General features: G+C 64.5%; 14 protein-coding genes. 7 read left to right on the top strand and 7 right to left on the bottom strand.

What is annotated here, in order from left to right; translation table 11 throughout:
* Positions 1 to 837 (top strand): SAM hydrolase/SAM-dependent halogenase family protein, encoded by an 837-nt coding sequence (locus BM348_RS10375; RefSeq protein WP_092904640.1) that lies wholly within the window; start codon positions 1 to 3, stop codon positions 835 to 837.
* A 39-nt stretch (positions 838 to 876) separates the two neighbouring features.
* On the opposite strand, the gene BM348_RS10370 is transcribed toward BM348_RS10375, so the two are convergent.
* Positions 877 to 1,248 (bottom strand): HalOD1 output domain-containing protein, encoded by a 372-nt coding sequence (locus tag BM348_RS10370; RefSeq protein ID WP_092904638.1) that lies wholly within the window; start codon positions 1,246 to 1,248, stop codon positions 877 to 879.
* 142 nt (positions 1,249 to 1,390) lie between these two features.
* On the bottom strand, positions 1,391 to 2,935 hold the full coding sequence (gene thsA / locus BM348_RS10365) for a thermosome subunit alpha (RefSeq protein WP_092905530.1): 1,545 nt from the start codon (positions 2,933 to 2,935) through the stop codon (positions 1,391 to 1,393).
* 189 nt (positions 2,936 to 3,124) lie between these two features.
* On the opposite strand from thsA, the gene BM348_RS10360 reads away from it, so the two are divergent.
* Complete coding sequence (locus BM348_RS10360) at positions 3,125 to 3,946, top strand: amidohydrolase family protein (protein WP_092904636.1); 822 nt, start codon at positions 3,125 to 3,127, stop codon at positions 3,944 to 3,946.
* 30 nt (positions 3,947 to 3,976) lie between these two features.
* Here the strand turns inward: BM348_RS10360 and BM348_RS10355 are convergent, their stop codons facing one another.
* The 3 genes from BM348_RS10355 to BM348_RS10345 form a co-directional block, all read right to left on the bottom strand.
* A complete protein-coding gene (locus BM348_RS10355; protein ID WP_092904634.1) occupies positions 3,977 to 4,879 on the bottom strand; it encodes a glycosyltransferase family 2 protein in 903 nt (300 codons plus the stop codon).
* 92 nt (positions 4,880 to 4,971) lie between these two features.
* Positions 4,972 to 5,679, bottom strand: coding sequence for a class I SAM-dependent methyltransferase (locus BM348_RS10350; RefSeq protein ID WP_092904632.1), 708 nt, complete (start codon positions 5,677 to 5,679; stop codon positions 4,972 to 4,974).
* A 237-nt stretch (positions 5,680 to 5,916) separates the two neighbouring features.
* Positions 5,917 to 6,318: a PPOX class F420-dependent oxidoreductase gene (locus BM348_RS10345; protein ID WP_092904630.1), complete on the bottom strand. Its 402-nt coding sequence runs from the start codon at positions 6,316 to 6,318 to the stop codon at positions 5,917 to 5,919.
* Positions 6,319 to 6,454: 136 nt separating this feature from the next.
* Here BM348_RS10345 and BM348_RS10340 point away from each other — a divergent pair, with 136 nt between their 5' ends.
* The 4 genes from BM348_RS10340 (at position 6,455) to BM348_RS10325 (ending at position 9,452) form a co-directional block, all read left to right on the top strand.
* Positions 6,455 to 6,736: a helix-turn-helix domain-containing protein gene (locus BM348_RS10340; RefSeq protein WP_092904628.1), complete on the top strand. Its 282-nt coding sequence runs from the start codon at positions 6,455 to 6,457 to the stop codon at positions 6,734 to 6,736.
* A 152-nt stretch (positions 6,737 to 6,888) separates the two neighbouring features.
* On the top strand, positions 6,889 to 7,695 hold the full coding sequence (locus BM348_RS10335) for an MBL fold metallo-hydrolase (RefSeq protein WP_092904626.1): 807 nt from the start codon (positions 6,889 to 6,891) through the stop codon (positions 7,693 to 7,695).
* Positions 7,696 to 7,779: 84 nt separating this feature from the next.
* A complete protein-coding gene (locus BM348_RS10330) occupies positions 7,780 to 8,535 on the top strand; it encodes a YkgJ family cysteine cluster protein (RefSeq protein ID WP_092904624.1) in 756 nt (251 codons plus the stop codon).
* Positions 8,536 to 8,684: 149 nt separating this feature from the next.
* Positions 8,685 to 9,452, top strand: a complete 768-nt coding sequence (locus tag BM348_RS10325; protein WP_092904622.1) for a heptaprenylglyceryl phosphate synthase — start codon at positions 8,685 to 8,687, stop codon at positions 9,450 to 9,452.
* 113 nt (positions 9,453 to 9,565) lie between these two features.
* On the opposite strand, the gene BM348_RS10320 is transcribed toward BM348_RS10325, so the two are convergent.
* Both BM348_RS10320 and BM348_RS10315 read right to left on the bottom strand, forming a co-directional pair.
* Positions 9,566 to 9,970 carry a TRAM domain-containing protein gene (locus BM348_RS10320; protein WP_050050755.1) on the bottom strand — a complete coding sequence of 135 codons (405 nt, stop codon included), beginning with the start codon at positions 9,968 to 9,970 and terminating at the stop codon, positions 9,566 to 9,568.
* A gap of 228 nt (positions 9,971 to 10,198) precedes the next feature.
* Positions 10,199 to 11,947, bottom strand: coding sequence for a radical SAM protein (locus tag BM348_RS10315; RefSeq protein ID WP_092904620.1), 1,749 nt, complete (start codon positions 11,945 to 11,947; stop codon positions 10,199 to 10,201).
* A 151-nt stretch (positions 11,948 to 12,098) separates the two neighbouring features.
* Between BM348_RS10315 and BM348_RS21325 the strand changes: the two genes are divergently transcribed.
* Complete coding sequence (locus tag BM348_RS21325; RefSeq protein ID WP_175507158.1) at positions 12,099 to 12,257, top strand: DUF7559 family protein; 159 nt, start codon at positions 12,099 to 12,101, stop codon at positions 12,255 to 12,257.
* The last annotated feature ends 151 nt before the right edge of the window (positions 12,258 to 12,408 follow it).

The raw sequence follows: 12,408 nt of genomic DNA, 5'->3' as shown, positions 1-12,408 counted from the left end.
ATGCTGACGCTCAGTTCCGATTTCGGCTCGCCATATCCGGCGGCAGTGAAAGGCGTCCTCTCGCAGAAGACGACCGCTCGAGTCGTCGATATCGGCCACGACTTTCCGCGCGGCGACGTCGGAGCTGCCGCCTTCTGGCTCCGAGAGATCCTCCCCTACTATCCGCCGGCGACCCACCTCGCAGCCATCGACCCCGGCGTCGGAACCGACCGCCGCGCGATCGTCGTTCGCGCGGGCGAGCACGCGCTCGTCGGCCCGGACAACGGCGTCTTGTACCCGCCCGCTCGAGCCCTCGCCGTCAGTACCGACGGTGACCTCGAATCGTTCGAAATCGACGAGTCGGCGACCGAAACCGACCTGCTCGAGATCCCACGCGGTCCGGCGACGACGGACGGGAATCGGACGAACGATCGAAGCGTGACGTTTCACGCCCGAGACGTGTTCGCGCCGGCCGCCGCGACGGTTCACGAAACGCCGCCTGACCGACTGGACTCGATCGCGGGGCTCTCGCACGTCGACATGGAGTCGCTGGTAAAAGAGACGATTCCGACGGCCAGCGTCGAAACCGACCCCGACCGAGCGCGCGGGGAGGTGCTCGTCGTCGACGACTTCGGCAACGTCATCACCAACGTTCCCGGCGCGTTTCTGGCCGATCGCGAGTCGATCGAGGCGAACGGCCGCCGGATCCCCGTCGAAGCCGCGTTCGCGTCCGTTCCCCCCGGCGACCGACTCGCGACCGTCGGGGAACACGGCTACGTCGAACTCGACGTCAACGACGGGCGCGGCGACGAGGCGTTCTCGCTCGAGCGGGGCGACGACGTGGTGCTCGAGCCCTGAGAAATCGGTTCGGAACTCGTATCAGAGCCGGAACGGGCGCTACTGCTCGAGCACGTCTCGGGCACGAGGATGTGGGTCGATGATTATCTCGCCGTCCGCGTGGACCGTCACGTCACAGCGAGAGAACGAAAAGGACACGGAGCCGTCTCCGATCCGCGGTTCGTCGCCGCGCCAGTGGACGAAAATAGCGTTCAACGCGTCAGGGTCGATACACTCGCCGAGCGCATCGAGATCCTCGGGCTCGACGCCGAAAACCGACGACACCGTCACGAGAAGCGCCGTGCTCACCGGTTCGGATTCGTCATTGTCACACCACGTGTGATAGGTCCCCTCGTTTTCGTCGTAGTAAACGACCTGTCCAGTCGCCTCACCGACCTCTCGCAATCGGTCCGACGGCGGGCTCCCCGGCATAGATAAAACGTTTTCGATTGGTAAGACTTAACAATAGTGGCCAATTCGAGTGTCACTCTCCCGGGAGAAGTACCGATACCGAGCTAATTCGGTCGGAAACGAAATAGTCGAATTCGGTCTCGATCGCGACGGTTCGACGTCGTTACTCCGCGGAGATGACGTCGTCAATTCGCGCGATCATCGTCGCCGCTTCGGTCGCGCTCTCGATGGCTTCGCGCTTGACGTCGGCCGGGTCGACGACGCCGTGCTCGAGCGGATCGCCGATCGTGACCTCCTCGTTGTCGGTGATCAGGCCAGCGCGGCCGTCGGATTCGTGGGCGGCCCGCAGATCGACGAGCGAATCGATCGGGTCCTGGCCGGTGTTCGCGGCGAGCGTGCGCGGCACGATGTCGACCGCGTCGGCGAACGACGTGATCGCGAGCTGTTTTCGGCCTTCGATGCCGGCGGCCTCCGAGCGGATCTTGTCCGCGATGGCGATTTCGGTCGCGCCCGCACCGGGGACGACCTCGCCGGACTCGAGTGCGGTCGCGACGACGTCGAGCGCGTCGCCGATGGTGCGCTCGAGTTCGTCGACGACGTGTTTGGTGCCCCCGCGGACGAAGACGGTGACCGATTCGGCGGCCGAACCGCCCTCGATGAAGGCGAGCTCGTCGTCGTTGTAGCTCTCGGTTCGGACGTGCTCTGCGTGGCCGAAGTCGGCTTCCTCGAGGTCCTCGAGAGCGCCGACGCGGCTGACGCCCGTCGCGGATGCGACGTTTTTCGCGTCCGAGCTGCCGATGTTCTCGAAGACGAGGACGCCTTCGTTCGCGAGTTTGGCGGCGACGCGGTCGTCGACGCCGTCGGTCGTGAACACGACGTCGACGCCGCTGTCGACGATCGCGTCGGCGTAATTGTCGAGTTCACCCTCCTCCGCGTCGATCGCGGCGTTGAGCTGATCGATCGAGTCGATCGCGTACTCGGCGTCGACCTCGCCGGTCTGAAGCTCGAGTTCGACGTCTAAGAGCGCGATCGACGCGTCTTCGACATCCGTCGGCATCGCGTCGTGGGCGGGCTCTTCGTCGATGACGATGCCGGGGACGAGTTCCGTCGCGTTCGAGGAGGCACCGACCTGCGTGTGGACGGAGACGTTCTCGCGAGCGACGCCGTCGTCGGTTTCGACGTGTCGAATCGTTTCGACGACCGTTTCGCCGAGTTCCGCGGCGGTCAGTCCGCCGGTTCCCTTGCCGGTCATGCTCGATTCGGCGACCTGACCGAGAATGTCGTCGTCGACGGCGACCTCGCTCACCTGCTCGTCGATCGCCTCGAGGGCGATGCGGGCGGCCTCGTGATACCCTTCGACGATGGTCGTCGCGTGGACGTCCTGTTCGATGAGGTCCTCCGCCTCGCCGAGGAGGTTCCCGGCGAGCACCGACGCCGTCGTGGTGCCGTCGCCGACCTCGTCCTCCTGGGACTCGGCGACTTCGACGATCATCTGTGCCGCCGGGTGTTCGATGTCCATCTCGTTCAAGATGGTCGCGCCGTCGTTCGTGATGACGACGTCGCCGCTCGAGCCGACGAGCATCTTGTCCATGCCGCGGGGACCGAGTGTCGTCCGTACCGACTCGGCAACCGCTTTGCCGGCCATGATGTTCGACGACTGGGCATCGCGGCCCTGCGTTCGCTGGCTATCCTCGCTCAAAACAAACATCGGCTGTCCGCCCATGCGTCGCTGTTGTGCCATAGTTGAATCCTCACTAACTATGTCATCAGCACTTCTATATAACCTTTTCCCTCGAACGTCGCTCCCCTCTGGCGATTGGTCGTGCGAGGGGGAGTCACGCACCGGAAACGTTCTTTCGATAGGAAAATATGGGACGGTCGACAACTACGGGCAGGGATGCTGGAGTTGGAACACGGGTTTCGCATCGTGGACGTCTATACACGACTGACACCCGGTGGCGAACCGAGTGGGGGACCACAGACGATTTCGCCGGATCGCCTCGAGCGGGAGATGCACCAGGCCGGGATCACGCGAGCAGTCGTCTTCCCGCGCGCGACGCCGGAGACGAGTTACGTCGCCGCGAACAACGGCGTCGCCCGTCGGAGCGTCGACAGGCCCTTCGTCGCGTTCGCCCGAATCAACGGCTCCGAAGGGGACGGGTCGACGGCCACGAGTCGACTCCGAAACGCCGTCTCCAGTCGCAAGTCGTTCCACACGACGCCGGAAGACGTCGAGCAGTACGCCTACGACGACCGCTTTCACGGGTTCGTCCTCGATCCGGCCACCGACGGATATCCGGATGCGGCCGTCCTCGACGTGCTCGAGGACGTCGGCCATCCAATCATCGTCTCGGGCGGGCAGAACGCCCCGCCGGCCCGGATCGCGGAAACGTTCCTCGAGCGCTCGATCCCCGTCATCGTTTCGCACTTCGGCGGCCACCCGCTCGACCGCGACCTGATGAACGAGATGATCGACCTCCTCGAAACGTACGACGAGTGCTATCTCGAGACGAGTTTCGTTAGGTATCGTGACGTCCTCGAGCGCGCGCTGCTCGAACACCCCGATCGGGTCCTGTTCGGCAGCGGCGCACCGGACTGTCACCCCGACGTCGCCGTCATGGAGATTCTGACGCTCGACGTCTCCGAGGACAAACTCTGGCGCGCCTTCTCGAAGAACACGTGTCGCGTGATCGAGGCGCTCGCGCCGGATCACGACTGAGAATCGGCCCGTCTCATCTGTGTCGAAGTGCTACTCCGACGAACCGCGTCTGTCGTAGACCTGCACCGCGCGATCGTGTCGCACCGAAATCCCGTGTGGGTTCCGGCGGGGCGATCGGTCGGCGAACCGAGCGCGGACGCCGTCCGCGAAGCCACGAAGCAGGTTCTTCGTCACCGCGAGTCCGTCGTCGAACCAGCCGGTCGGGGTCGTCTCGCCGGCCACGATGGCTCGAACGGCCGCGACGCCGTCTCGAATCGCGCTGCAACCGACCCGTCCCGCGACCGACGGCCGCGGCCCGTAGTTCTTCGACAGCCGGTAGGCGAGCGACCGGTAGGTCGCCCCCCACTCGCGGCGGCCGCCGTCGGTTTCGACGTCACAGCGCGTCGCCATCTCGTCGTCCCAGCTCACGTCGAATCCGAGCGCGTCGACGCGATGGGCGCAGTCTCGAGAGCCGTCGAGGGAGAGGTACTCGTCGAACCCGTCGAGCGCTTCGAGCACGGTCGAATCGAACGCGACGTTGTCGCAGTCAAACGGCGTCACCGCGCGTCCGTCGATCGTTTGCGACGGTTTCAATTTCCCGTCCGGGCGGCCCGCCACCGGGCCGGCGACGACGTCGTCGCCGGCCCCGATCGCGCGTTGGATCGCGTCGTACCAGTCGTCCCCGACGACGTACTTCCCGTCCAGAAACGCGACGGCGTCGCTCGAGGCGACCTCGAGGCCGGCGTTTCGGGAGACGTTCGTGTTTCGTTCCGAGATCTCGACCAGCACGTCGACGTCTGCGCGTTCGCGGACGGCTCCGGTCGTTCCGTCCGATGACGGGCCGTTGACGACGACGATCTCGGTCGTCTCCGGCGTTCGATCGCCGAGGGCGTCCAGACTGGAGAGCAGTTGCTCCCGGTCGTTGAGCGTCGAGACGACTACCGAGAGCTCCATACGAATACGTAGAGTCACCCGATACTAAAAATAGAATGGGGTTCTTCTCGCCGCAGGTCAGAGAAAGTGACAGGTCAGGCGTCGATCGTCGACTATCGAATTCGCGTGTTCCAGTAGGAGACCGACGAGAGGTGATCGGTGACCGGAAGCTCGCCGACGAGCGAGTCGAGTCGTCGGATCGGCGCGGCGAGGGCGTTGGGCATCGATCGATAGAAGCCGTAGGGAACGATGAAATCGTCTTCGACCCCCTCGAGCGTGAGCCCCGCCTTTGCCAACAGAACGCTCACTTCGCTCTTCGAGTACAGCCGCGAGCCCATCGGGAGCGCCCAGTTGTAGATGCTCCGCGAGGAGAACCTGTTGAACGTATCGAAGACGATCTGATCGCGCGAGACGCGTCGCATCTCCTGTAAGAACCCTTCGGGGTCGTCGGCGAGGTGGAAAAACCGCATCGCGACGACCGTATCGAAGTGGTCGTCGGGAAACGGGAGCCGTCCCGCGTCGCCGCGGAGGAAATCGAGTTCGCCGGCGACGTCCGCGCGCTTTGCTTTCTGCCGTCCGTGCTGTAACATCGCAGCCGAAATATCGAGTCCCACGACGTTCGCACCGTGTGCCGCGAGCATCACGGTAAATCGCCCGGTACCACAGGCGATCTCGAGTACGTCTTTGTCCTCGAGGGGGGCAATCGCCTCGAGTACGGCCTCCTTTTCACGCTGATCGATAAGTTCACCGCCCTGAGAGAACCGTTTGTCGTCGTACTCCTCGGCGACATCGTCGGCCTGGTACCACTCCTGTCCTTTCACGCTGGGCGAAACTACAGTAGTGGGAGGATAAAACGGTACTGGAAGGCGTCGGAACCGAACGCGGGCGGCAACGTCGCGTTCGAACGGTTAATACTCCTGAGAGAGCGTCGCTACCGGACGAATGACACTTCACTGTCAGTCGACGGCGCGGACTCGGTGCGTAGACTCGCTCGGGATGGGAGAGGATGAGATGGAACGGAGACGGCGACGAACTCCTTCGACTACATCTGTCCGCCGTCACTGCCCCGCGATGACTCGGTCGGGACGGATGCGGACGATCACCCGGTCGCTCTCCTCGTCGTCGTGATAGGGGTACTCCTCGACGTCCATGTACCGCTGCGCGAGTCGATCGATGTGGTCGACCGCGCCTTCGGTCGTCATCTCCTCGACGGCGCCGCGAATCGAGAGGTACCGATACGGGTCGTCGGGATCGGTGATCGACAGCCCCACCTTGGGGTTCTCCGAGAGGTTCTTGGCCTTCTGTCGATCGCGAACGGTATTGATGCAGACGTAACCCTCGTCGTCGACGTCGACCCAGACCGGCGTGACCTGCGGGGTGCCGTCGGGCATGAGCGTCGAAACGTGGGCGATGCTCTCTTTATCGAACAGATCCTCGTACGCCGCTGGGATGGACTCCATACGGAACCGAACGGTTGCGAGCGGGAAGAACGGTTTGCAAAGAGAATATATATGCCACTAATACACCTATTATAAACTGGATTATTCGTATCCACATATAGGGAAGCTTTACCATCGCTCATTCGGTCGATATCGTATGAGCACGAGCACGGCCGACGAGCAGGCGACTGCCGCCGAAGAGCCACTGACCGAAACCGAGTACAGAGAACGGCTGCGCGAGCTCCCCCCGAGTGCGAAACTCGTCGCGAAAGTCCTCGAGACCGATTCGCCGCTCTCGCAGGGGCAACTCGCCGAAGAATCGCTGCTTCCCGACCGGACCGTTCGCTACGCCCTCAACCGCCTCGAGGACGTCGACCTCGTCGAATCGCGTTACAGCTTCCGCGACGCGCGAAAGCAAGTGTACTCTCTCAACCACTGAACCGGCGTCCGTACTATTCCAACCACTGGAGCGACGTGAACGACCGCGGATCGGGCGACCCGTCGAATCCTCGCAGTCTTCTTTCGCTGATCGCTCCCCGGGACGCCGCCGGCTTTCGATACGCATTTTCTCCCTCGGGCGAACCGTCTCCTATGGACAGTCGCCGCTGCCCAGTCGCGGTCGAGACAGCCGCGCCGGGCGGAACGACGAACGCGTACCTTCTCGGCACCGATCCTGCGGTGCTCGTCGATCCCGCGGCCCGAACTGACGACCTCGACGAACTCGTCGGGGCGCGTAACGTCGAACACGTCGTCGTCACTCACACGCATCCGGACCACGTCGGAGCAGCGGCCGCGTACGCCGATCGAACCGACGCCGCGCTCTGGGCCCACCGCGCTCACGTCGATCGGTTCCGCCGGTCGGTCGGGCGCGATCCGGACCGGCTGCTGTGGCCCAGAACGACGATTTCGATCGGCGACGGGTCGGGAGCGACCGACGTGGTTACCGTCCTCGACGCGCCCGGTCACTCGAGCGACCACGTCGCGCTGGTCGTCGGCGACGGCGGCCCGATCGTCTGCGGCGATTGCGCGATGGCCGAGGGCAGCGTCGTCGTGGGTGCGCCGGACGGCGACATGCGAGCGTACATGACCACGCTCAGACGGTTTCGAGCGACCGATCCGCCCGAGCTACTCCCCGGCCACGGCCCGGTCATCCAGCAGCCTCGAGCGACGCTCGAGCGGCTGCTCGAACACCGAAACCGCCGGGAGCGAAGCGTGCTCGCGGCGGTCGATTCCGGGGCCGAAACGCTTCCGGGGATCCTCGAGACCGCCTACGACAAAGACCTGACGGGGGTTCGAGGGATGGCTCGAGCGACGGTGCGTGCCCACCTCGAGAAACTCGCGGTCGAAGGACGACTCGAGTGGGACGGCGAGCGAGCTCGGGCGTCTAATTCGGCTTGATCGCCCCGAGCCGTTTCGCAATCTACTCGCGCCGGCAGTCACCGACAGCAACTCACTTTTCCGCCTCGGCGACGAGTGTGAGGTGTGCAGTCTCTCGAAGCGGAGCTTGAGCAGGCCCGCGGGCTCTCGGTGAGCGAACTGGCGGACGCGATCGAATCGATCGGGTTCGAGTGTACGCGCTGTGGCGCGTGCTGTACCGCCGAAACGAACGACGACGGCGCGGGGTCCAACACCGACGCCGGGACGACCGAAGCCCACACCGCGACGGTGTTTCCCGACGAGGTCAGGACGCTGCTCGAGGGCGCAGGCGAAGAGGACTCCGACGACGAGCCGCGGGAACTGGCGGCCGACGGCGCGACCGCAGACGAGTGGCGAGACGTCGCTCGGCCGATGCCGTACGGGCTGGCCGAGGGCGAGGACGGCGACCTCGAGGGCGAGACGTTCGAGTGGGCGCTGCAGACGACCGGTTGCGGCGATTGCGTGTTCTACGAGGAAGACGAGCAGGGAGTCGGAGGGTGCGTCGCTCACGAGGATCGGCCCCTGATCTGTCGGACCTACCCGTTCAGCGTCGCGCTCGCAGGGACGAGCCAGCCGATGGGCGAGGCCGTCGACGAGGAGGGTCTCGTTCGGGCCCACGAGTGCGAAGGATTGGGCCGAGACATCTCTCGAGCAGACGCGGAGGACCTCGCCGCCGCGCTGAAAGAACGCGCGGTGCGAGAACTCGAGGAGGCCATCGGCGTCCGAGACAATTACGAGCCCGCATCGCCCGACCGCGGCGAGGTAGTGGTTCACGACTCCGAAGGCGCGAAGCGGCCCGACGGGACGCCGGTCGAGGAGTAGCCGCGATTGGGTGCGTTTTCTACCGCGTGTGGCGAACCGCAATGGTGCGTGGCGAACGCGATAGCACGAGCAAATAGCAACAGTGCGTGGCGAACGCGAGCAACCAGCAACGATAATATGCAGGTAACCAAACCGTCACACACACACACATGGATATCGACTGGGACGACTGCAGCCACATCACGAAGGTCGATCCGGCGAAGCCCCTGCCCGCTGACCTCGAGATCCTTCAAGAGACGGACCTCGTGATGGTCGGCGGCTCGGACGGCGTCACCGAAGACAACACGCTCAAGACGATTCGCGCGATCGCGGCCGCCGCACCCGACGTCCCGGTCTTGCAGGAACCCTACGACGCGAGCCAGGTCTCGAGAGAGACGATCGATCGAGCCGATCTCCTCGCGGTTCCGGCCGTCTACAACGGCGACTGGGACCATTTCGTCGGCAAACACGTCGACCTCTTTACGGAGCTCGGCCGGAAGCCGAGCGAAACGCTCGGCTCGAGCGTGCCGCTCGTCGGGGACGTGATCGAATCGAGGGGGCTCGACGCGATTTCGAACCTCGCGTCGAACCTCGTCGGCGAAGGGTACGTCGTCCAGCACCTCGAGTCTGCGGCTGCCGACGTCTCAGGCGTCGACGCCGTCTACACGCCCGAGGAGGTCGCCGGCGCGGCGCTCGCCACCGAGGCGTTCTACGGGTTTCCGATCTTCTACGTCGAGTACTCGGGCGCGTACGGCGGTCCCGAAGACGTCGAAGCGGCGTCGCCGCATCTCTCAGAGACGACGCTGCTCTACGGCGGCGGAATCGACAGCCACGAGAAAACGACCGAAATCCTCGAGGCGGGCGCGGACGCGGTCGTCGTCGGCGACAGTTTTCACGACGATCCCGCGATCTACCTCGAGACGATCCCAGAACAGTAGTCCCGACCCAGCCGGCGCTGTGTGGGACTCGGAAGCGAACGCGATCGACGGTCTCGAGCGAGGACGGCGGTCGACGCGCTCGGACGAGGACAGCGATCGGCGGCCTCGAGCGGTTAGAAGGTTTCTTCGATTACTTCGCCGACGGCGAAGTTGGACTTGACCTCGCTGACTTCGACCTTCACCCGTTCGCCGACGTCCGCGCCGGGCACGATGATGACGTACCCTCGCTCGACGCGGGCGATGCCGTCGCCTTGCTTGCCGATGTCCTCGATTTCGACGTACCGGGTTTCACCGACGTCGACCGGCGGCTGCGGTTCGGACGGCGCGCTCGACTCCTCGGGCGCGACCGTCGTCTCCGTATCCGCCTCGTCTCGAGAGATGAGTGCGACCTTGTAGATCTCCCCCGGTTCGACCCCGCCGGTGTCGACTTCCTGTCGCGGGACTTCGATGACGTATCGATCCTCCTCTTCCGAAACGGCTGTACTGAACAGACACAGGAGTTTTTCAGATATCTCCACAGTTAGACCCTCACGTTTCTGTCTGAATCGCATGCATAATAGAACTACCGACCACAGGTCGCGTTTTCTGGACCGTCGACGGCCAACTCCGGCGAGTTCGGGCGTGTCCGTTTCGCGAAACCGCAAGCAGCGAGGGCGATAGTGCGTCAGTGTTCACCAATCGCATGATCGGAACGGTCGATCGCCCTCGAGTCGACCATCGGCGAAAACTCGAGCGAGTCGAACTACTTAGTCAGCCTGATTCGGCCCGTTCACCGTCGCGAACCGGGTCAGGTCCGCGTCGGGGCCGGTTTCGGCTTCGGCGACGGAATCGTACGGGCGGTCGACGACGATGTCGCCCGCGCGACTCGAGCCGATACCCGGGATCGCCTCGAGTTCGTCCATCGACGCGCTGTTGATGTCGAGCGGGTACGGCACACCGGAGACGGACCGGTAGCCGTGGTCGACCACCGCGACGTCTAGGGTCCGACCCAACTCGAGTTCGCCGGGGATGCCGACGAGCAGCGGGTAGGTTCCCAACTGGCGACCGAACGTCGTTCCGTCCTGGTGGTACTCGAGGTGGACGTCCGGCAGAACGGTCCCCACCGGCGTGACCCGTCGCAGCATCGGGTTGTCGATCTCCTCGCGAACCTGTTTCTTGTAGCGTTTGAACAAGTCCTTGTGCTCGTTGGCGATGGTCGCGCCGGTGTCCGACATCTCGGTCCCGTCGAAGGACATGACCTGCCGGATGTTGATCCGACGCAGCATGTACCCCTCGTCGTAGACGCGTCTGAGGAACTCGAGGTTCCGTTCGTAGGTCTCCTCGCGCTCGCCTTTGAGCCCGTGTAAGAGGTTGATTCCGGGTAGCAGCTTCGGAAGTCGAGTCGGTGACCCGCCGGGTGTTGCCGCCTGCGGGTGTTCTGCGGGCCGAACCGCTTCCGAGTTCCCGTCGGGCCGCCAGCCCGCTTCCTCGTTGACGATTTTGACCGCCTCGAAACACTCCTCGGCGCTGACGTTCAGGTTGTTCTCCTCCTGTACGAGCGGGTCCGCCGATTCGAGGCCGAACGCGGCCGTATCCCCTGGCGTGTTGTGTTCGGCGATGATCCGGATCCCCTCCCGGCTCTTCTCGGGCCAGTTGACGATCGTGATGGGGTTCATGTTGTCGAGGTGGAGCGTCTCGAGGTCGGGTGCGACCTCGCGGATCCCGCCGTAGAGTTCGCGAAGCGCTTCGGGGTTCGGCGCTTCGCCGTCGCCGCCGTAGGCGAGGATGTCCGCCTGGCGACCGATCCGGAAGTGCGCCACGCCGTGGTTCGAGAGCGCGTCCACCTCGCCGACGACGGTCGGCGGCGGCCGGAACGTGGGATTCCCGTACAGCGGCTCCGTACAGAACGAACACCGGTAGGCACAGCCACGGGAGGTCTCGAGTTCGCAGATCAGGTGGTCGGGATGGTTCGGATGTTGCTCGACGACGAACGCGCCCTCCTGGGCCCACCGGGAGACCTCGTCGACGTCTCGCATCCGGTTGTTGAATCCCTCGAGGCCACTCTCGACGAGGTCGTAGACCGCCGCCTCGACGTCGCCTTTCGCGACGAAGTCGAAGTCGAGATCGCGGCGTTCGGTCTCGGTCGCGCCGGCGTTTTCCTCGCCGACGCCGAACTTGACCGGCCCGCCCATCAGGGTCGTCCCGCCGGCCGTCCAGGCGAGTTTGCGGACCTCGTCGGGCTCCGCGGGGGTTCCGCCGACGTACTTTCCGGGAACGGTCATCCCGCCGAGGTAGACGAGGAGGTCGGCCTCGTCGACGTCGCGCCAGCGGTCGGGTTCGTCGCGCAGACCGTCGATCGTGTGGTAGGTGATCCGCTCGCGCGGGACGCCCGCGTCGACGAGCGCGCCGGCCGCGTATCGCGGATACGTCGACATGTACGGGGGGACCCCGAAGTGGGCGGGTTCGTCGACGTAGCCGTCGACGATCGTCACCGAGAGCGTTTCGGGGACAGTCATGACACAGTGGTAGCGCCTCGAGGCCTAAAACGGTGACTACACGGACCGATGCTCGCGTCGCGACGGCATTATGCACTCACCCGTGTGCGGAGAGGGGACTCCCGGTTCCGTAACCCAATGGTTCTTACTCGCACTCGCGTTAGGTGGGCGTATGCCACCGACTGAGGAGATTAAGTGCACCGACGACGATTGCTTTCTCGACCTGTTCGAGAACCACTACACCTACGACGTCCCCGAAGACTATTCCGTTTCGGAGCTGTCGTGTCCGGTCTGTGGCGGGACCGATTGCCTCGAGCGCGTCGAACTGTAACACTGGCGTCGGCCCAGACGGTCGCAGCTGTTGGCGATTTCCGATCCGTATGGCCCGACTGCGCCGGGATCGCGTCAGACGTTATTTTCCATTCAGCAAAACCAATATCAACGAGCGACTCGTAGTCCCCGTCGTGGGTATGTACGTAAAC

It is taken from the genome of Halostagnicola kamekurae (genome assembly GCF_900116205.1).
Taxonomy (GTDB): Archaea; Halobacteriota; Halobacteria; order Halobacteriales; family Natrialbaceae; genus Halostagnicola; species Halostagnicola kamekurae.
This window is presented reverse-complemented; position numbering and strand designations above follow the sequence as displayed.